This window comes from Glycomyces harbinensis (assembly GCF_900101745.1).
Classification (GTDB): Bacteria; Actinomycetota; Actinomycetes; order Mycobacteriales; family Micromonosporaceae; genus Glycomyces; species Glycomyces harbinensis.
Genome location: NZ_FNAD01000005.1, coordinates 251,272 through 271,110 on the forward strand (window position 1 = coordinate 251,272; position 19,839 = coordinate 271,110).

Annotated in this window: 19 protein-coding genes; 16 read left to right on the forward strand and 3 right to left on the reverse strand. The window is 71.5% G+C overall.

Annotated features, from left to right (window positions below):
• Window positions 1-97: 97 nt before the first annotated feature.
• Entirely contained in the window at window positions 98-505 is a 408-nt protein-coding gene (locus BLQ63_RS11045) for a hypothetical protein (protein ID WP_091033531.1), read from the reverse strand.
• 585 nt (window positions 506-1,090) lie between these two features.
• Between BLQ63_RS11045 and BLQ63_RS11050 the strand changes: the two genes are divergently transcribed.
• Genes BLQ63_RS11050 through BLQ63_RS11065 form a run of 4 tightly spaced genes read left to right on the forward strand, consistent with a single transcriptional unit; the run spans window position 1,091 to window position 5,676 of the window.
• On the forward strand, window positions 1,091-2,005 hold the full coding sequence (locus BLQ63_RS11050; protein ID WP_177154880.1) for a 5'-methylthioadenosine/S-adenosylhomocysteine nucleosidase family protein: 915 nt from the start codon (window positions 1,091-1,093) through the stop codon (window positions 2,003-2,005).
• A complete protein-coding gene (locus tag BLQ63_RS11055) occupies window positions 1,995-4,133 on the forward strand; it encodes a hypothetical protein (RefSeq protein ID WP_091033540.1) in 2,139 nt (712 codons plus the stop codon). The genes BLQ63_RS11050 and BLQ63_RS11055 overlap by 11 nt, the downstream gene beginning before the upstream one ends.
• A 49-nt stretch (window positions 4,134-4,182) precedes the next feature.
• A complete protein-coding gene (locus BLQ63_RS11060; RefSeq protein WP_091033543.1) occupies window positions 4,183-5,139 on the forward strand; it encodes a hypothetical protein in 957 nt (318 codons plus the stop codon).
• Between the two features lie 9 nt (window positions 5,140-5,148).
• Window positions 5,149-5,676, forward strand: coding sequence for a hypothetical protein (locus BLQ63_RS11065; RefSeq protein WP_091033546.1), 528 nt, complete (start codon window positions 5,149-5,151; stop codon window positions 5,674-5,676).
• Between the two features lie 66 nt (window positions 5,677-5,742).
• On the opposite strand, the gene BLQ63_RS11070 is transcribed toward BLQ63_RS11065, so the two are convergent.
• The gene (locus BLQ63_RS11070; protein WP_245680940.1) at window positions 5,743-6,363 is read right to left on the reverse strand and encodes a TetR/AcrR family transcriptional regulator; all 621 of its coding nucleotides are present in this window, start codon (window positions 6,361-6,363) and stop codon (window positions 5,743-5,745) included.
• Window positions 6,364-6,412: 49 nt separating this feature from the next.
• Between BLQ63_RS11070 and BLQ63_RS11075 the strand changes: the two genes are divergently transcribed.
• The 9 genes from BLQ63_RS11075 to BLQ63_RS11115 all read left to right on the forward strand — a co-directional run bounded on the left by BLQ63_RS11075 (window position 6,413) and on the right by BLQ63_RS11115 (window position 14,617).
• Window positions 6,413-7,384 (forward strand): zinc-binding dehydrogenase, encoded by a 972-nt coding sequence (locus BLQ63_RS11075; protein ID WP_091033552.1) that lies wholly within the window; start codon window positions 6,413-6,415, stop codon window positions 7,382-7,384.
• 149 nt (window positions 7,385-7,533) lie between these two features.
• The gene (locus BLQ63_RS11080; protein ID WP_091033557.1) at window positions 7,534-8,529 is read left to right on the forward strand and encodes an NADP-dependent oxidoreductase; all 996 of its coding nucleotides are present in this window, start codon (window positions 7,534-7,536) and stop codon (window positions 8,527-8,529) included.
• A gap of 203 nt (window positions 8,530-8,732) precedes the next feature.
• Complete coding sequence (locus tag BLQ63_RS11085; protein WP_091033561.1) at window positions 8,733-9,722, forward strand: phosphoglycerate dehydrogenase; 990 nt, start codon at window positions 8,733-8,735, stop codon at window positions 9,720-9,722.
• Between the two features lie 15 nt (window positions 9,723-9,737).
• Window positions 9,738-10,526, forward strand: coding sequence for a hydroxypyruvate isomerase family protein (locus BLQ63_RS11090; protein ID WP_091033564.1), 789 nt, complete (start codon window positions 9,738-9,740; stop codon window positions 10,524-10,526).
• Window positions 10,523-11,188 (forward strand): aspartate/glutamate racemase family protein, encoded by a 666-nt coding sequence (locus BLQ63_RS11095; protein WP_091033567.1) that lies wholly within the window; start codon window positions 10,523-10,525, stop codon window positions 11,186-11,188. Before BLQ63_RS11090 ends, BLQ63_RS11095 begins: the two co-directional genes overlap by 4 nt.
• 68 nt (window positions 11,189-11,256) lie before the next feature.
• On the forward strand, window positions 11,257-11,946 hold the full coding sequence (locus BLQ63_RS11100) for a molybdate ABC transporter substrate-binding protein (RefSeq protein WP_091033571.1): 690 nt from the start codon (window positions 11,257-11,259) through the stop codon (window positions 11,944-11,946).
• Window positions 11,947-12,108: 162 nt separating this feature from the next.
• A complete protein-coding gene (locus BLQ63_RS11105) occupies window positions 12,109-12,729 on the forward strand; it encodes an FCD domain-containing protein (RefSeq protein WP_091033936.1) in 621 nt (206 codons plus the stop codon).
• 255 nt (window positions 12,730-12,984) lie between these two features.
• On the forward strand, window positions 12,985-14,337 hold the full coding sequence (locus BLQ63_RS11110) for a TRAP transporter large permease subunit (RefSeq protein ID WP_091033575.1): 1,353 nt from the start codon (window positions 12,985-12,987) through the stop codon (window positions 14,335-14,337).
• Between the two features lie 25 nt (window positions 14,338-14,362).
• Window positions 14,363-14,617 (forward strand): hypothetical protein, encoded by a 255-nt coding sequence (locus tag BLQ63_RS11115; RefSeq protein ID WP_091033580.1) that lies wholly within the window; start codon window positions 14,363-14,365, stop codon window positions 14,615-14,617.
• Window positions 14,618-14,721: 104 nt separating this feature from the next.
• On the opposite strand, the gene BLQ63_RS11120 is transcribed toward BLQ63_RS11115, so the two are convergent.
• Window positions 14,722-15,882, reverse strand: a complete 1,161-nt coding sequence (locus BLQ63_RS11120; protein ID WP_091033585.1) for an ROK family transcriptional regulator — start codon at window positions 15,880-15,882, stop codon at window positions 14,722-14,724.
• A gap of 243 nt (window positions 15,883-16,125) precedes the next feature.
• On the opposite strand from BLQ63_RS11120, the gene BLQ63_RS11125 reads away from it, so the two are divergent.
• The 3 genes from BLQ63_RS11125 (at window position 16,126) to BLQ63_RS11135 (ending at window position 19,837) form a co-directional block, all read left to right on the forward strand.
• Window positions 16,126-17,826, forward strand: a complete 1,701-nt coding sequence (locus BLQ63_RS11125; protein ID WP_091033590.1) for a type 2 periplasmic-binding domain-containing protein — start codon at window positions 16,126-16,128, stop codon at window positions 17,824-17,826.
• Window positions 17,827-17,900: 74 nt separating this feature from the next.
• Window positions 17,901-18,896, forward strand: a complete 996-nt coding sequence (locus tag BLQ63_RS11130; RefSeq protein WP_091033941.1) for an ABC transporter permease subunit — start codon at window positions 17,901-17,903, stop codon at window positions 18,894-18,896.
• The gene (locus BLQ63_RS11135) at window positions 18,893-19,837 is read left to right on the forward strand and encodes a carbohydrate ABC transporter permease (RefSeq protein ID WP_091033597.1); all 945 of its coding nucleotides are present in this window, start codon (window positions 18,893-18,895) and stop codon (window positions 19,835-19,837) included. Before BLQ63_RS11130 ends, BLQ63_RS11135 begins: the two co-directional genes overlap by 4 nt.
• Window positions 19,838-19,839: the final 2 nt, after the last annotated feature.

Below are 19,839 nucleotides of genomic sequence, written 5' to 3' on the forward strand. Positions count from 1 at the left end.
TCTCGACGGGAGGCGGGGGCCGCGACCGGACCGGGCCCTCGGCATCCGGTCGGATGCCGGGGACCCGGCGTCGCGGGCGCGCACGCGGGCGTCCCCGCTATGCGGCGTCGAGGGCTTCGAGGATCTTGCGGGTCATCTCGGCCATGACGGGGCTGGGCGCGCCCTTGTGGGCGCGGTTGGCGGCCTCGACGGCGATGGTGACGGTGGTCTTGAAGTTCTGCGCCTCGGCCTCGTCCTGGGCCGCCAGGAGCTTGACCGAGTCGGTCAGGGCGGGCAGGACGTAGTCGGCGTAGTCGGCCGCGGACTTGCCCTTGAGTTTGAAGTCGTTCTTCTTGGAGGCCAGGACGTGTCCGACCTGCCCGGTGGCCGCGGCGAAAGCCAGGGTGCCCTCGGTGGCGACCTTGTGGGCCGAGCCGGCGATGCCGGCGAAGGACAGGAGGGTCACGGCGCCGAACGCGGCGGTGCGGATGGTGGTCTGGTCGGCGGCGGCGATGGTGATGCTCATGATGTGTTCCTCTTCGGTGTCAGTCGTTCTTGCTCGATGAGGCAACTATGGGGGCCTCGACTGACACCGCCCTGTCACGAGCCTGACGCCGCCCCTGACACGGGAATCGGGTCCGAGCCGCGAGCGTGCGGCGAGCGGATCACCTGCGCCAGTAGCCGGTCCGCCACCAGTAGAGCGCGGTCCGGCTGGCGGGCCACGGGCCGGGGTCGTCGGGCGATTCGAGGTTGTCCGTGTCGGGGTCGACCGGGCGGAAGCCGGGATCGACCTACCTCGGTTCCCGGCCGTCGCCTGTAGCAGTCTGCCGGGCGTCGACCGCCCTCGGCGCCAGGTCTTCTCCGCGGTGCTCGATCGGGTGATGGCGCCCATCATGGGAACGCGATTCCACCGGGCGTCGCGCCTGGTGGGGGCGCAGGGGCGGCCGCAGCCGCCGCTTATTGGCGGCTTGACAATAAATGAGGGCCTGACTAGGCTTGCGCTGTAATATTAGTCATTATGACAATAAACATCGGACGGCACCGCCTGGCAACGTCGCCGCGGTCCCGCACCGGCGCCCCCAACGGACCGACGGACCCCTGGAGTCCCCACGTGAACACGACCGACGCCCCCTGGGCGGTCTTCTGTATGCCCCTCCAACTCGAGTACGACGAGGTGCGCAACCTCCTGCGCGGCGGCGACTTCGGCACCCGCAAGGAGCGCGACACGCACTACGCGACCACCGCCCTCCAAGGCCGCCATACCGGTTGGAACGTGGCCCTGACGGTCTCCGACCACCAGAACGAGGCCGCGGCCGTCGCCGTCGAGCGGGCCGTCGCCGCCTTCTCCCCCCAGGTCCTGTTCATGGTCGGGATCGCCGGAGGCCGGCGCGACTCGGCGATCGGGGACGTCATCGCCGCCACCGAGGTCTACGGCTACGAGTCCGGCAAGGAGACCGACGAAGAGGTCCTCACGCGGATCAAGACCCTCCCGTCCTCCTACCGGCTCACCCAGGAGGCCCGCGAGGTCGACCGCGAAGGCGCGTGGCTCGACCGCCTCGCCCTCCCCGCCCGCTCCGCGCCGCCGCGCGTCCACCACCGGCCCCTGGCGGCCGGGAACCGCGTCATCGCCGGGAACGCCTCCCTCACCGCGGCCCTGCTCCACCGCGAATGCGGTGACGCCCAAGGCATCGAGATGGAGGGCTACGGCGCCCTCGCCGCCGCGTGGCGCAACAGCGACGTCGACGTCATGGTCGTCCGCGGCGTCTCGGACCTCGTCGGCGGCAAGGACGACGCGTCCGACGCCGCCAACCAGCCGGTCGCGGCCCGCAACGCCGGCGCCTTCGCCCTGGCGCTGCTGGAGCAGCTCGAGCCCCGCACCGGCCGCGGCACCGCCTGGGAGCCGCCCCGGCAGCCGCGGCACTCCGCCGCCGACCCCGTCGCCGACCGGCGCCGGTCCAGCATCCGGGTCGAGGGCCGGGACTTCAACGGGGCCAACATCGTCGGAGGCGACCAATATGGCCGATGAGAAGGACGAACCCGAAGCGCCCGAAGGCGAACCGCCGAAGAAGGAGGAGCCGCCCAAGCCTTCCGAAGAGGACGCGAAGGAGGCCGAGGAGCCGGACGACTCGGACCCCGTCGGCGGCCTCGGCGACGAGCGGCACTTCGAGCAGGTCGAGGAGTACGCCCGGGCGCGCGGCCTCGGCCACCGCATCTTCGACGGGCGCAGCTCGCTCCAGGTCGTCTTCGCCGACAGCATCCAGGGCAACATCGTCGGCGGCGACCAGCGCAACCGCGAAGGCGAATCCGCCACCGGGCTGTACGCCGAGCGCGTCCCGCGCACGGGCCTCGACGAACTCGCCCGCGTCCTCGTCAGACCCCCCGACTGGGAGCAGATGCGGACCGCCCTGGACGAGCGCCACCTGCTGGTCCTGCGCGGGCGGCGCGGCTGGGGGCGCACCGCCACCGCGATCGCCCTGCTCTCCGGCCTCGACGCCGTCCACAAGGCCACCGTCCGCGGCGACCTCGCCGAGCTGCCCGTCGGATCGCTGCCCGAGCGGTCCGGATTCGTCATCGACGACCCCGGCGGCCGCCTCGCCGGGCTCGAAGCGCTCGACGCCGAGATGTTCGCCGACCGGCTGAAGAAGCGCGGCTCGAAGGCCGTGATCGTGGTCGACTCCCGCTCCCGCCCTTCGGGAAAGGGCACCGGCCGGTTCACCGTGGAGATGACCGGCCCGCCCGACCCGGGCGAACTCGTCGAAGCCCACCTGACCGAGCGGCTCGGAACCCTCGCCGCCGCCCGCGCCGCCCTCGACCCCGAATCCGCCGAACTGCTGCGCGCGGTCACCCCCGACACGTTCGAGGCCCAGATCCTGGCCGAGTTCGCACAGGACCTCGCCGACGCCGAGCACGGCCCGCGCACCGCCGCCGACGCCCGCGACGACTACCACGAGCGCATGAAGACCGATGTCGGCGACTGGCTCGACAAGGTCGCCGAGGACGGCGGACTCCTGGCCCTGGCCTGCTCCATGGCCGTGTTCGACGGCCTCAACTGCGAAGCGGTCCAGCGCGGCGCCGAGGCCCTCGAGAAGATCAGGGCGCCCAGGCGGACCGAGACCGGGACCGAGGCCCCCGGCATCGTGAAGCGGGACGACCTCTTCGGGAAGATCCGGGCGCGCACCGTCGCCGAGACCCGCACCGGCCGCTACGGGGAGATGGACGTCGAACTCGCCGGGTTCGTCAACGAGCGCTACCCGCCCCAGGTCCTGGAGCACGTCTGGAAGCAGTACAACCTGAAGCAGCCGCTGCTCCAATGGCTCACGCAGATGTCCGAGGACCTCGAGCTGTCCGTCGCCGTGCGCGCCGCCTCCGCCGTCGGCTACTTCGCGAGGTTCTCGTTCCCGCTGGTGCGCAGGGAGGTCATCGCCCCGTGGGCGCGCAGCAGGCGGGCCAACGAACGCGAGTTCGCCGTCGTGGCCCTCGAAATGCTCGCGCAGGACCCCGCGCGGGTGCCGCAGGCGCTCAACCTGGTGTCCGAGTGGGCCGCCGCGAACGGCGGGATGCAGCGCCTCACCGCCGCGCGGGCGCTCGGGTCCGGCGTCGGCACCGTCCTGCCCGGCGGGCCCGACCGCGACCTCGCCGCGCTCGCCGAGGGAGCCGACGACGCCCTGGCGCTGTCGGTGGCCCGGAGCATGCGGGAGCTGTTCGCCGTCGCCGACCCCGAGCGCGGCGCGGCACTGCTGTCGGTCATGGAGCGGTGGGCGGGCGAGACCCGCAAGGGCCGGCGCATCGCCGCCGTCGCGGGATTCCTCGAATGCGCCGACCTGCGCGTGCGCACCGAGTACCGCGGCGAGCGGACCGTCTGCCCGGCCCTGCTCTGGCTCGCCAGCACCAGCGGCGGCTTCGCGAACGCCGAGGACGCCGACCCCGAAACGGCCGAACGGATCGCCAAGTCCACCGCCGCGCTGCTGGCCGCGTCCCTCGTCACCCCGCAGCTGAGCGCCGAGACCGGCGCGATGCTCCGGTCCTGGGTGGCGACCGCGCGGCGCTTCCCCGCGCTCGGCGGCGAGCTGTTCGCCCTGCTCGAACGCGCCGCGCCCACGCACCGGCACGAGAACCTCATGAAACACCACCTCAACCGCCTGGCGCGGCGATGACGCCGTGCCCGAACACCGACCGCTTCGACCCCCCGAAGGACGATCCCGCATGAGCAACCCGATCATCGACCAGGGCCACATATCCGGCTTCCCCCTGCCGAAACGGCCCGACATCGAGTCCGGCCGACCCGTCTACCGCAAGACCAACGGGCAGTACGTCGCCCCCGACTCGCCCCTGACCGCCGGCGAGCTGCTGCACCAGCGCGTCAAGCGCTACTACGTCGTCGACGTCTCGCCGCACGGCGCGGTGTTCACCGGCCAGGTCCGGACCGACTCCGAGGTCCTCAAGTTCGACTTCACCGCCCGGTACGACTGGCAGGTCCTCGACCCGCTGGCGATCGTCGAGCACACCGTCACCGACGTGCCGGCCCGCTGCGAGGACCACCTGCTCGGCCTGATGCACGAGGTCACCCGCCAGTACCCGCCGAACGAGCCGGCCGCGGCCGAGCGCGCCCTCGTCCAGGTCCTCGGGGGGCGCGACTTCGACGTGTTCGCCAAGGGCATCAGGATCTCCCGTTTCCGCGCGGAACTGGAGGCGCCCGCGAGGCTCAAGGACCCGCTCCACGACCTCGCGTCCATCGACACCGAGGCCGAGATCCAGCGGCAGCGCAAGAAACTCGAGAACGAGATCGAGACCCTCACCCAGCAGGGCGAACTGGGGCGCCAGGCGCAGCGGTTCAAGGAGTTCCGCACCCTCGTCGACGGCGGGCGGGCCTCGGTGCTCGCGTTCTGGCTCGCCGAGAACCCCACCGACGCCGCGCAAGTGGTGGACGTGCTCGCCAACCAGGCCAACGAGGACAACCGGGTCGTCCTCGAGACGATCAAGTACACCCTCGAGAGCGAGCACATCTCCCCCGACCAGGCCGACGGTCTCGCCGACGCCCTGATCAAGCGCATCGGAACCAAGATCGGCCTGACCGAGGGCGCCGAGGCGATGAACCTGACCGACTACCTCCGGCAGATCACCTCCGACGAGGAGTCCGCGCCGGAGCGGGCGACCGAGTGAGGGCGGGCCATGAATGAATCCCGACTGGACCCGGTCACCACCGCGTTCCGGGGCGAGATCGCCCAACTGCTCACGCCGGGCGCCGCCGAATGGCTCTGGTTCCCGGCGGCCTTCCTGATCGCCTACCTGCTCGTGAGGTTCCTCGGCGTCGGCTTCGGGTTCCCGCTGCTGCTCAAGGGCATCGGACTCCTCGTGCAGGGCGCGGTCATCGCCGCGTCGTGGCTGCTGCTGATGCTCGACTGGGGCGCCGCGCGGGTGTACCGGTCGATCACGCCGGTCCTGGTGAACCACGTCTACGTCTACGGCGACGGGATCGCCGCCGCCGGAACGGCCGTATGCGAGCGGACCGGTTCGTTCACCGCGTGGGCGGGCGAGTCGATGCGGGGCGAGCCCCGCCGATGGGCCTGGGCGCTGTTCGGCGTCCTGTTCCTCGCCTGGAACCTGCTCGCGCACGGCATGGGCACCGACGGGGAGCCGACCTGGCCGTCCCTGGCCTGGCTCCAGTGGATCTTCGCGCAGATGAAGGCCGCCGCCTGAGCGGCGCGGGACCGTGACGCCGATCCGGTCGCCGGCCCCGTACGCGGGGCCGGCGACCGGATCGGGCTATGCCGCGACGAACGCCAGGCGCGCCGCGGGCGGCAGCGGCGCGGCGTCCGGGGAGGCCCGGAACGCCTGGACCGCGAGCGCGGCGAAGCGGCGCGAGGCCGCGACCCGTGCCGCGGGCGAGGGCGCCTGGATGCCGCCGTTCGCCATCAGCACGAGGATCAGGTCGTCCAGGGTGAAGTCGGCGCGCAGGCGGCCGGCCTCCTTGGCCCGGCGCGCCAGCGCGGCGAACGAGCCCAGCGCGTGCCCGCGGTCCGCCGCGAAGTCCATCGCGCCGGGATAGGACGACATGAACGCCGCGGTGAAGCCCCGGTCGCGCGACTGCAGCTCGCAGAGCCGCTCGATCACCGTGGAGAAGCCGCGCCACGGATCAGGGTCGGCGAGCCCCTCGTCGACGACCACGTAGCAGGCGCGCATGCGTTCGGAGAACGCCTCGGTGACGAGCTCCTGCTTGGTCGGGAAGTGGCGGTACAGGGTCGCGGGGCCGACCGCCGCGGTGCGGGCGATCTTGCGCATGGGCGCGTCCAGCCCGTCGGCGGCGAACACCGCGCGGGCCGCCTCGAGGATGCGTTCGCGGTTGTCCCTGGCGTCGGAGCGGAGATGAGTCAAACGGTCGGTCACCGCTCTCATTCTAGTCAAACGGACGGTGGCGTCCGTTAGCGTTGCCGACATGAGAGCAGTTGCGATTCAAGCGTTCGGAGGCCCTGAGGGGCTCGCGGTCATCGACCTTCCCGACCCGGAGCCCGGCGAGGGGCAGGTGCTGGTCAACGTCGAGGCGATCGGCGTGGGCGGCGTCGACGCCGTGATCCGCAGCGGCCTGCTGGGGGACTGGGGCTTCCGGGAGGGCCACGTCCTCGGCAGCGAGGTCGCGGGCACGGTGGCCGCGGTCGGCGGCGGCGTCGACGCGTCGTGGACCGGCCGGCGGGTCTGGGCGTTCACGGGCACCGGCGGCGGCTACGCCGAGCGCGTGGTCGTGGACGCCGCGGCGCTCGTCGCCCTCCCGGCGGACCTGCCGGGCGCCGACGCGGTCACGCTCGGGAGCTCGGGGATGGTGGCCCGGTTCGGCCTGCGCCACGCCCGGTTCGCCCCCGGCGAGTCGGTGCTGGTGCGCGGCGCGGCCGGCGGCATCGGCGCCATGGCGGTGCAGCTCGCCGCGCGCGGCGGCGCCGGCGCGGTGGCGGTCACGACCTCGTCGGACGAGCGCGGGCGCCGCCTGCGCGAACTCGGCGCGACCCACGTGCTCGACCGCGCGGGCGAGGCCGCGGGTGACGCCCCGGCGGGCTACGACGTCATCATCGACGTCGTCGCGGGCGCGGACCTGCCGTCGTTCTTCTCCAGGCTCGAGCCGAACGGCCGCATGGTGGCCGTCGGCGCGGTCGCGGGCTTCCCGCCGCCGGACTTCGCCGCGGCGATGATCCCGGCGTTCCAGAAGTCCCTGTCGTTCGCCACGTTCAGCGCCGACACGGTGCCCGAGTCCGAGCGGCGCGCCGCTACCGCCGACCTGTTCACCGAGGCGGCTGACGGCGGGCTGCGGGCGGTCGTGCACGAGGTCCTTCCGCTGCGCGAGGCCGCGCTGGCCCACCGGAAGATGGAGGCCGGCGAGGTGTTCGGCAGGATCGTGCTCTCGCCGACCGGGGACTGACCGCGGTCCGCGCTCGCCCTCGGCACCGCCTGCGAACGCGGCATGAGCCCGGGTCGGTACGGAACCGTGCGCCGTGCCAGTTTATTGAGTACACTCATAATAGAGTCGACTCAAAATGAGCGGACGCGTCGGAGAAGGAGCGCAGGGCCATGAAGGCATTCGTCGTCAGCAGGTACAAGGCGCCCGTGGAGCTCGCGGAGGTGGCCGAACCGCGGGTGGGCGAGCGGGACGTGCTCGTGCGGGTGCAGGCCGCCGGCCTCAATCAGCTGGACGAGAAGATCCGGGCGGGCGAGTTCAAGCAGATCCTGCCGTACCGGCCGCCGTTCACCCTCGGCCACGACGTCGCCGGCACCGTCGTCGAGGTCGGCACCGGCGTCCGCGGGTTCAAGCCCGGGGACGAGGTGTACGCCCGGCCCCGCGACCGCCGCATCGGCACGTTCGCCGAGCGCATCGCCGTCGACGAGGACGACCTGGCGCTCAAGCCCGCGTCGATCGGCATGACGGCGGCGGGATCGCTGCCGCTGGTCGCCCTGACCGCCTGGCAGGCCCTGGTCGAGAAGGGGAACGTCGAGGCCGGACAGCAGGTCCTCGTCCACGCCGGGGCCGGCGGCGTCGGATCGATCGCGATCCAGCTCGCCAAGCACCTCGGCGCCGCCGTCGCCACCACGGCGAGCGCCGCGAACGCGGACTTCGTGCGCGGCCTCGGCGCCGACGTCGTCATCGACTACCGCAGCCAGGACTTCGAGAAGCTGCTGTCCGGATACGACCTGGTGCTCGACAGCCTCGGCGGCGAGAACCTCGAGAAGTCCCTGCGCGTCCTGCGCCCCGGCGGCAAGGCGATCGGCATCACCGGGCCCCCGGACCCCGCGTTCGCGCGCGAGATCGGCGCCGGTCCGGTGCTGCGCCTCGCGGTGGCCGCTTTGAGCAGCGGGGTCCGGCGCCGGGCCCGCAGGCTCGGCGTGCGGTACGAGTTCCTGTTCATGCGCTCCAGCGGCGCGCAGCTCCAGCGGATCGCGACCCTCGTCGACTCGGGCGCGCTGCGCCCCGTCGTCGGCAAGACCGCCCCGTTCGACCAGACCCCGGAAGCCCTGGGCGCACTCGAGAAGGGCGGCATCCGGGGCAAGGCCGTCATCACCAACCCCTGACCTCGGCCGGGGCCGCCGACCCGCTGAGCGTGAACGTACGGAATCGAGGGGATCACACGATCGCCTCGTATTCGTGTACGATTTCTGCGAGTACTATAGTATTTTATTTGCCTGGGTCTGCTCAGGGCGTTCACCGGTGCGCGCACTATGGGGCGCGTGCCGGGACGCGCAGCGAATCGGCTCCGCAGAGAGGATCAATGAGGATGACCAGTGGACGCGTGCTCGTCACCACGGCGTGGCTCCGACCGGGAGACGCGGTGGACCGGTACCTGCGCGAGGCCGGACTGGAGGTGTCGCACAGCTCCTTCAAGGACCGGGCCGAGACCGGCGAGCGCCTGGCCGACCTCGTCGGCCCGTTCGACGCGATCGTCGCGGGCACCGACCCCTTCGACCGCGAAGTCCTCGCCGCCGCCCCCCGCCTGCGCGTCATCGGCAGGACCGGCGTCGGCTACGACAACATCGACGTCGCCGCCGCGACCGAGCGGGGCGTCGCCGTCTGCCCCACCCCGGGCGTCAACCGCCAGTCCGTCGCCGAGCACACCATCGGCCTGCTCCTGTCCGCCGCGCGGACGATCCCCCAGAACGTCGCCGGCGTGCGCGCCGGCGCCTGGGACCAGGTCTCCGGCCGCGAACTCGGCGGGGCCGTCCTCGGCGTCGTCGGCCTGGGCGCGATCGGCCGACTCGTCGCGACCATGGCCCAGGGCCTGGGCATGAGCGTCGTCGCCTACGACCCCTACTTCGACCACGCCTTCGCCGAGGAGCACGGCATCCGCGAGGCGGGCCTGGACGAACTGCTCGCCGAAGCCGACTTCGTCAGCCTGCACCTGTTCCTCACCCCCGAGACGCACCGCCTCATCGACGCCGCGGCGATCGACGGGATGAAGGACGGCGCGTTCCTCGTCAACGCCGCCCGCGGCGGCGTCGTGGACGAGGACGCCCTCGCCGACGCCCTGACCTCGGGCAAACTCGCCGGCGCCGCCCTCGACACCGTCGAAGTCGAACCGCTGCCGGCCGACAGCCGCCTCCGCGGCATCGACAACCTCCTCATCACCGCCCACATCGGCGCCGCCACCGTCGAATCGCGCGCCCGATCGGGCAAGATGGCCGCCCGGTCCGTGGTCGACGGACTCCAGGGCCGCATCCCGCCGCAGACCGTCAACCCCGAATGCGCCGCCGCGCGCACCGCGGCCTGAGAAGGAGGCCGAGCCATGACGACACTCCGCTTCGACGCCAACCTCAAATGGCTGTTCACCGAGCACGAGTTCGAAGCCCGCTTCGCGGCCGCCGCCAACGCGGGGTTCACCGCCGTCGAGTACCCCTCGCCCTACGGGCACGACGCCGCGCACCTGCGGCGGCTCCTCGCCGACAACGGCCTCGAGCAGATCCTCGTCAACACGCCCATGGGCCCCGCCGGCTCGCCCACCCGGCAGGGCCTCGCCTGCATCCCGGGCCTGGTCGGGGAGTACCGCGACGGCGTCCTGCGCGGCCTCGAGTACGCCACCGCGCTCGGGGCCCCGTTCCTGCACGTCGTCGGCGGGCTCGTGCCCGAAGGCGTCTCCCGCGACCGGGCCTTCGCCCGGTACGTCGCCAACATCGCCTGGGCCGCGGAGCAGACCGAGGGCACCGGCGTCCGCCTGCTGCTCGAAGCCCAGAACAAGCGGGACGCGCCCGGGTTCATCCTCGAGACCCAGGAGCAGGCCGCCGCCGTCGTGGAGGCCGTCGGACCCGACCGGGTCGGACTCCTCCTGGACTTCTACCACGCGCAGATCGACGAAGGCGACCTCATCCGCACCTACCAGCGCTTCCAGGACCTGGTCCTCCACCTCCAGATCGCCGACCCGCCCTCGCGGCACGAGCCGGGCACCGGCGAGATCGGATGGCCCGCCCTGTTCGCGGCCGTCGCCGCATCCGGCTACACCGGCTGGATCGGCTGCGAGTACGCGCCGCGGACCGATACGGTCGCGGGCCTCGCCTGGATGAAGGGGTACACCGCATGAGCTCGGCACCGAAGATCGCGCTGATCAGCGCCGTCACCGCCGCGATCGGCCCGGCGCAGGACGCGCTCGCCGCGGCGTTCCCGCAGGCGCAGGTGTGGAACCTGCTCGACGACCGCCTCCTGTCCGACGCGGACGCCCGCGGCGGCCTCGACGCGGACCTGCGCTCGCGCATGAACGGCCTGATCGGGTACGCGCTCGCCGGGGGCGCCGACGGCGTGCTGCTCACCTGCTCGCTCTACGGCCCCGTGGCGCAGGCGTTCGCGGCGGACCTGCCGGTCCTGGCCCCGGACGAGGCCGCGTTCGCCGACCTCGCGGAGGCCGGCCACCGGCGGATCCTCGTGGTGGCCTCGTTCGCGGCCGCGAAGGACGACTCGGCCGCCCGCCTGCGGGACGCGCTCGGCGCGGACGGCGCCGAGGTCACCGGGATCGCGGTGCCGGAGGCCATGGCGGCGACGAAGGCCGGGGACGCCGAGGGCCTGGTCACCGCGCTCATCGGCGCGTGCCGCCCGCTCGCCGCCGAAGTGGACGCCGTCTTCCTCGCGCAGTACTCGCTGGCCCCGGCCGGCGACCGGCTCCAGGAGGCCCTCGGCGTCCCGGTCGTCTCCGGACCGGCGAGTTCCGCTGCGGCCCTGCGGCGATCGATCGCACCGGAGCCGTCCTGACCACCGGCGGCGCGCCCCGCGCCGCGCCCCGCACCGCCCCGACCGCCAACCGCCAGAAGGAAACCGCCATGACCGGCTCCATCACGCTGTTCTCCACCCTCGCCGTCCGCAAGGCCCTCGACGACGTCGTCCTCGCGGCGTTCACCGCCGACACCGGCATCGCCGTTCACACGGTGTTCGACCCGACGGTCCAGCTCGTCCGCCGCATCGACGCGGGCGAGGCGTTCGACGTGATGATCGGGGTGACCGGCTCCTTCGACCCGCTCGCCGAACGCGGCATCGTCGACCTCGCCACCCGCACCCCCATCGCCCGCAGCGGCATCGGCCTGGCCGTGCCGCCCGGCGCGCCCCTGCCGGACATCGCCGACAAGGACGCCTTCGTGCGGACCCTCCTGGGCGCCCGCAGCGTGGCCTACTCCGTCACCGGCGCCAGCGGCATCTACTTCGCACGGCTCATTCAGGACCTGGGCATCGCCGACCGCCTCAACGAGCGGGCCACGATCATCGAGAAGGGCTTCATCGCCGAGGCCGTCGTGGACGGGCGCGCCGACGTCGCGATCCAGCAGCTGAGCGAACTCCTCTTCGTCCCCGAGGCGCGGATCGTCGGCCCGTTCCCCGCGGAGGTCCAGCACTACACCGAGTTCTCCGCGACCCTCGCCGCCGGCGCCGCGTCCGAGGAGGCGCGGGCGTTCGTGGACTACCTGACCGGTCCGGGCGCCGCCGCGGCCTACCGGCGGACCAACCTCGAAACGGCGTGACCCGTTGCGGAGGCCGCCCGGCGGCCTCCGCGGCGCTCGGGGATCCGCGCCACTGGTATCGAATCGGACCCGATCCTGTATGGCAGAATCAAGGTCCGTACGAGAAGGAGCGTTCCAGTGATCACGAGCAGGCGGTCGACTCGCGAACCGGTCGCGGACCGGATGTACAGCGTCCTCCTTCGCCAGCTCCTCGACGGCCGCCGCACCGCCGGCGAGCCGCTCAACATCGGCGCCCTCGCCCGCGAACTCGAAGTGAGCCAGACGCCGCTGCGCGAAGCGCTCGCGCGCCTCGAGCACACCGGCCTCGTCCGCCGCGAGGCCCTCAAGGGGTACCAGGTCGCCGACGCCCTGAGCGACCGCGAGGTCGCCAAGCTCATGGACGCGCGCATGGTCATCGAACCCGAACTGGCGCTCCAGGCGGGCCTGCGCACCACCCCCGAGTTCCTCGACGAGCTGCGCGCCACCGTCGAGGACCTCGACGCGACCGTCCCGCACGCCGACGACGACCCCGAGGGCTTCCGGCACTACTGGACCTCCGACGACGCCTTCCACCAGCTGATCGCCGCGCAGAGCGACAACCCCTTCCTCGAGCACGCCCTGCACTCCCTCGACGGCCAGATGCAGCGGTTCCGCCTGTTCACCAAGCGCGGGCGCACCGGCGCCGGCAACGCCGCCCGCGAGCACCGCCTCATCCTCGACGCCCTCCAGGCGCGCGACGCCGACCTCGCGGCCTCCCTCATGCGCGGCCACATCGAGGGCGCGAAGGCCCGCGTCCTGAAGTAGCCCGACCGGGTCCGCTCCGGCCCGTCCGTTCCGCACACCGCTCACCGGCCCTTGCTCCGCACCGGGCCGGTGCTCGGCGTGCGCAGCGCAGGGACGGGCGCTGGAATCGCGCGCTCTATACTGTTGGATCTTGAGTTAAACTATAGTATTGTCATCCGGGCAGTAGCCCACACGGTTTCAAAGAGGAGGCCAGACCATGTCGTATCCCCTTACCCCTCGGCCCGCCCCGCGCAAGTCCGCGGCGGAGGGCACCCCATGAGCGACTACATATCGGTCATCGCCCTGGCCGCCTTCATCGGCACGATCGTCGTCTGGAACGTGCTGTTCAAGCGCAACATCGGCGAGTCCATGTTCGTCGGCTTCATCGTCAGCGCCCTCTTCGCGGGAACGGACTTCCCCTCGGCCCTGTGGACCGGGCTGACGGAGGGGTTCATGAACGAGGTGACCTACGCGGCCCTCGCCTTCGTGATCGTCGGCGAACTCCTGGTGCGCGTCGGCATCGTGCAGCGCATCGTCGACGTCCTCAGCTCGATGATCGGGCGCTTCCGCGGCGGCTCGATCTACGCCGCGACGCTCGGATCGGCGCTGTTCGGCGCGGTCGCCCACAACGGCGCGGCCACCGCGGCCACCGTCGGATCGATCACGATCCCGTGGATCAAGCGGTCCAACGCCAGCGGCGAGACCGCCGCGACGGTCCTGGGCGGCAACGCCGGCATCGGCGCGGTGTTCCCGTTCAGCGGCGCGTTCTTCCTGCTGCTGGCCTTCCCCACCGTCGTCGGGGACCTGTCCTCGAACGACGTCATCCTGACCGCGTTCGTCGCGGCCCTGTGGTTCCTCGCCTCCCGCGTGATCGCCGCGTACGTCATGATCCGCGCCCGAGGCGTCGGCGCCATGAACCCCGAGGACCTCCAGCCGCTGCGGCGCACCGTCAGGGCCGGCTGGTCCTCGTTCATCGTGCTCGCCGCGATCGCCGTCCCGATCCTCGCCACCAACGGCGCCTCCGGCGAGGCCGTCACCGAGCACATCGGCGCCGAGGCCGCCGACACGATCCCGGTGCTGTTCTGGCTGCCCGTCGCGATGCTCATCCCCGGGCTCATCGTCGGGCGCAGGCTCCTGCCGAAGACCGGCAGGGCGTGGTGGGGCTTCCTCGGCGACGTCAGCCCCAAACTCGGACTGGTCGCGGTCACCATGATCGCGGCGTTCTCCGCCTCCGAGGTCATCTCGAACCTCGGCCTGGGCGAGCAGCTCGCGCCGATCCTCGAGCAGCTCGGCGCCGTCCCGGCCGTGCTCGCGGCGATCGTCGTCGGGGCCCTCATCATCGTCATCGCGGGCCCGCTGAGCACCACCGGGACCATCGCGGCCGTCGGCGGCGTCGGCTACGCCGCGCTGACGGCCGTCGGGGTCGCGCCCGCCGCGGCCTACGCGTCCGTGCTGGTCTGGGCCGCTTCGGAGAGCGCCTCGCCGCCGGGCGCCGCGCCGCTGTACGTCGCGGCCGGCATCGCCGACGTGAACCCGGTCAAGACGTTCAAGCCGGTGATCTTGTACTACCTCATCCCGACGTTCGTACTCGGCGTGCTCATGGCCGTCGGTATCGCGTGGGTCCCGTGAGCTCGACAGACAGGAGAACGGAACGATGAGCAGCCTACTGTCCGCCGCGTCGCGGATCTGCATCGTCATCCTCGTCATCGGAGGCTTCGTCGTCACCTTCACGCAGGTGGTCGGCATCCTCCTCGGCAACGCCGACATGGTGGTCTTCGGGGGCACGACCCTCTTCCAGCCGGTGTGCGTCGTCGCCGGCCTCGCGGGGGTCTTCGCCTTCCTGCGGATGTACACGAGGGACGGCAGGGCCGACGTCGCCCGCGACGACATCGACACCGACGAGGCCTGACCCGGCACTCGAGGCCGACAAGGGCCCTGCCGGCTTCCCGTGAGGGAGGCCCGGCAGGGCCCGTTCGCGCCTCTGCTTTGTCAATGAATGAAACTAATCGGTCCTCAGAACTGGAGGCAGGAGCGGATCGCCAGCACGGCCCCGGCCCGGGCCCACTCCACGAACTCGAACGGCTGGATGTCGAGGGTGACGGGGCCGCCGGTGGGGTGGCGGTGCGCCTCGATCGCGGACTCCATCTCGGTGCGCGCGATCTCGGTGACCGCGATGCCGTCGCCGGTGATCACGATCTTCTCGGGGTCCATGGTGTTCGCGACCATCGCCACCAGCGTCCCGAGCGCGCGCCCGGCGTCGCCGAAGGCGGCCATGGCGGCGTGGTCGCGGCCGCGGGCGAGCGCCACCGCCCCCGGGTAGTCGAGGCCGGGCGTGCGCAGCGAGGCGACGATGGACCCGTTGGGGAGGTAGACGCTGACGCACCCGCGGTGCCCGTGCCCGCACATGGGCCCGTTCGAGTCGACCAGCTGGTGGTCGACGCGGGCGCTCTTGCCGTGGGCGCCGGTGACGACCTTCCCGTCCGCGACCAGGCCGAGGCCGACGCCGGCGCCGACGGTGAGCAGCGCCATCGAGTCGAAGCCGGCGCCCACGCCGAACCAGTGCTCGGCGGCCGTCAGGGACCGCACGTCGTTCTCGGTGGCGACCGGTACGCCGATGCGCTCGCGGACGAGGTCGGCGAGGTGGACCCGGTACCAGCCCAGGAACAGCGACTCCACGATGATCTGGTGCCCGTCGGCGTCGGTGACGTCCCCGGCGAGGCAGATCCCCGCCGCCGCGATGTCCGGATGGGCGGCCCTGAGGCGGTCGTGGACCTCGCCGATCTGCGCGACGACGTCGTCGACGGCCTTGGAGCGCAGCGGTTCGTCATGGGAGGCGAGGACCTTCGCGGTGAGGTCGGTGACCACGGCGAACAGGTCCTCGCCGGTGAGCTTGACGCCGAGGAAGCTCCGCGCGCCGGGGCGGACGTGGAGCAGTTCGCTGGGCCGGCCGGTGGTGCCGCGCAGCTGCGAGGCGCCTTCGGCGACGAAGCCGTGGTCGACCAGCGTGCGGGTGACGCGGGTGAGGCTCGCGCGGGACATGCCGAGCTCCCGGGCGATCTCGGCCCGCGACTTCGGGCCGTGGATCAGCAGTTCGCGCAGGGCCTGGCGCTCGACGCCGCCGAGTGCCGGCCACGGTTCGGACTCCTCGCCGGGGAGGGCCGTGAAACTCGTCATTCGAAGCTCCTTGCTTTGTTGCCTGACGAACTCGTCCACTGTGCCTGTGAAGGCATATTAGGCGATATATCCGAAATTTATACGACTGGAACTCGGTTCGTACACCGACTTGATTTCATACATTGACAAAGTAAGCGGTGGCTGTGTACCGTACTGCGCACCGGGCGTGCCATGCAAATACATCGATCTTGGCGTGGTCGGGCCGGCAGCTCCCATCCCCTTCTCAAGGACGAGGACGACAACATGGCTACTCCCTCTGGCGGCTCGCCGGTCCGGCGCCGCTCCCTGTTCAAGGCGGCCGGCGTCGGCACGGCCGGCGCCGCCGGCGTCCCGCTGGCGTCCGCCTGCGGCGAGGTCAGCGGCGGCGAGGGCAATGTACAGGAGGTCGACCCGACGCTCGGCATCCTGCCCGAGTACAAGGAGTGGCCGCTGCCGATCGAGCCGGACCTGCTCGGCGACCCGCCCGACCACCCCAGCGGATACCTCGCGTACCCGAACCCGCCCGCCCGGGCGATCACCACCCCGCCGGGCAACTCCGGCTCCTACCAGGTGTACGTCCCCAACTGGGGCCCCGCTCTGACCGCGGACGACCCGTACCTCCTCGCCATGCAGGAGGCCACCGGCGGCACGAAGATCGAGTTCGTCCAGAGCGACGGCGAGGCGTTCGCCGAGGCGTCGACGCAGTGGATCCAGGCCGAGGAGTTCGGCGACGCGATCTTCATGTTCGGGTGGATGACCAACTCCCACGCGAACTTCAACGAGACCGTCGTCAACCGGTTCGCCGACATCACCGACATCGTATCGGGCGACATCGCCGAGCGGTGGCCGCTGCTGGCCGGTCGCGGCGACGCCGCCTGGGCCGACTCGGTCTGGTCGGCCGACCCCGAGGACCCCGCCGGGACCGCCGGGATCTACGGCGTCCCCTGGACCCTGCTGGGCGGACCCGGCAACGCCTTCTTCCACCGCGCCGACCTGCTGGCGGAGGGCGGCTTCGCCGTGCCGACCACCGTCGAGGAGCTGCTGGAGACCGCCCGCGCCTGGTCGGACGACTCGGCCGGCAGGTGGGCGATCGGCGGGTCCGACTACATGTCCAAGGCGTGGTTCCGCCTCGAAGCCACCGGCTGGCTGTGGGACGGCTCGGGCCTGGTCCACAACAACGAGCGCTCCGAGTTCAAGGAGTGGGTCCGGTTCCAGCGCACGCTGACCGACGAGAAGCTGCGCCACCCCAGCGTCGGCAGCGCCGACTTCGACGGCAAGACCCTGCACCGGACCGGCGAGATCCTGTTCGACCAGGACGGCTGGAGCCGCTGGTGGCAGATGACGCAGGAGGTCCGGGCGACCGGCGAGAACCCCGCGTTCGCACTCGGCCCGGTCGGCGCGCTCACCTACGAGGGCCGCGAGCCGATGTACCACGCCGCGCGCGGCGTCGGCGGATGGCTGTTCTTCCGCAAGGACCTCGGCGAGGACGCGATCGCCGAACTGCTCGACGTGTCCAACTACGCGGCCGCCCCCTACGGGACCAAGGAGTACGAGACGACCTTCTTCGGCTTCGAAGGGCAGCAGTTCACCTACGACGCCGACGGCAGGCCCGCGTTCACCGAGGCGGGCGTCAAGGGGTTCCAGGACTCCCTGGCGTACACCGCGATGAGCGGCGCCACCGAGTACCTGCTCGAAGGGCCCGCCGACATCGTCGAGGCCCGCTTCGCGTTCGACGAGGCCATCCAGCCGTACCTGGACGAGAACCCCTTCCAAGGACTGCGCCTGACCGGCCCCGAGGCCGGGAACAACGCCGGAGCGGTCTTCGACGAGAAGGTCAACGACATCGTCTACGGCCGCGCCGAACTGAGCGAACTGGACGCGGCGGTCGAGACCTGGAGGGCCGACGGCGGCGACGAGGCCCGGGAGTTCTACGAGAAGGCCTACAAGCAGCTGCACGGCGAGTGACGGGCACGGGCGGGGCCCCGGTCCCGCCCGCGCTCCCCGGTCCGGCGATCCCCATCGGAGATGACGAGAGCGACATGGCAGTGACAACGGAACCGGCCGGGCGCGCCGCCGAGACCCCGCCGAAGACCCGGAAAGCCAAGGCGCCCAAGGCGAGGCGCCGGCCGCTGCGCCACCGCCTGCGGCGGGACTGGGCGCTCATCGTGCTCACGGCGCCCGCGATGGTCCAGCTCGCGGTCTTCTTCTACGCGCCTTCCGCGTACAGCGTCATCGCGTTCATGGACTACAGCCCGTACCGGTCGCTGTGGGAGAACCCGATCATCGGGTTCACGCACTTCCAGATCCTGTTCCAGGACCCGTACTTCGTCGACGCGCTGCTCAACACGCTGAAGTTCGCGTTCGCGCAGCTGCTGTTCGTCTTCCCGTTCTCGATCGTGCTCGCGCTCGTCATGCACTCGGTCGTCTCGACGAAGCTCCGCAGCACCTTCCAGTCGATCGTCTACCTCCCCTACTTCTTCTCCTGGGTCCTGGTCGTCTCGGTCTTCACCCAGGTGCTCGGCCAGGACGGCCTGTTCAGCCGGTGGCTGGTGGGCATGGGCGGCGAACGGCTCGACATCACCCGCGACCCCGACACGTTCATGTTCCTGGCCTGGATGCAGTGGACCTGGAAGGACGCCGGCTGGGGCATGATCATCTTCCTGGCCGCCCTGGCGGCGATCAACCCCGCGCTGTACGAGGCGGCGGCGGTCGACGGCGCGAACCGCTGGCGGCGGCTGTGGCACATCACGCTGCCGAGCATCCGCCCGGTGATCGTCCTCCTGCTCATCCTCCAGCTCGGCGGCATCCTCTCGGTCGGCTTCGAGCAGTACCAGCTCCAGCGGGCCGCGGTCGGATGGGGCGCTTCCGAAGTACTCGACACGTTCGTCTACTACCGGACGATCCTGTCGTCCAACGGCGAATCGCTCGGCACCGCGGCGGGACTGTTCAAGGGCCTCATCGGGCTCCTGCTCATCCTCGCCGCCAACAACATCGCCCACCGCTTCGGAGAGCAAGGGATCTACCAGAAGTCATGAGTGCCACCGCCGCCACCCGCACCCGCCGCCGCGACAGGCGCCCCGTCTGGGACGAGGAGCCGTCGTTCCTCGGCAAGTCCGCCAAGGCGCTGTTCCTGGTCTGCTACGGCGCCGCGATCATCGTCCCGCTGTGGGCCGTGCTCGCCACCAGCCTCGCCACCGAGGAGGCGCTCGCCGGCTCGGGCGGCGACATGATCTTCTTCCCGACCGACGTGAGCTTCCAGGCCTACCGCGAGATCCTGTCCGGCGGCGCGGTCACCAGGTCGCTGCTGTTCACGCTCATGCTCACGGCCGTGGGCACCGCCATCAGCCTGGTGCTCACGGTCGGCGCGGCCTACGGGCTGTCGCGGCCGGGGTCGACGTGGCACCGCAAGTTCCTCACGGCCATCCTCATCACGCTCCTGTTCGCCCCCGGCATGTACCCGTCGTACCTGGTGGTCCAGGACCTGGGCCTGCTGAACAACATGTGGTCGCTGATCCTGCCGGTGTGCTTCAGCGCCTGGAACCTCATCGTCCTGCGCACCTTCTTCATGACGAGCGTCCCCGGCGAGCTGATCGACGCCGCGAAGATCGACGGCGCCGGGGAGTTCCGGACCATGTTCAAGGTCGTGCTGCCGATGTCGAAGGCGATCCTGGCGGTCATCGGCCTGTTCTACGCCGTGGGGTACTGGAACACCTACTTCCTCTCCGTGCTCTACACGCCCGGACTGGAGACCAAGCCGATCCAGGTGCTGATCCAGCAGTGGCTCATCGCGTCCACCGGGCCGGCGGGCCAGGACGCGGCCGCGGCGGCCGCGATCTCCTCCGGCATGGACAACGCCCCGGCCGCTTCGCTCAAGATGGCCGCGGTCGTGTGCACGATCATCCCGATCGTCGTCATGTACCCGTTCATCCAGAAGCACTTCACCAAGGCGGTCATCACCGGCGCCGTCAAGGGCTGACG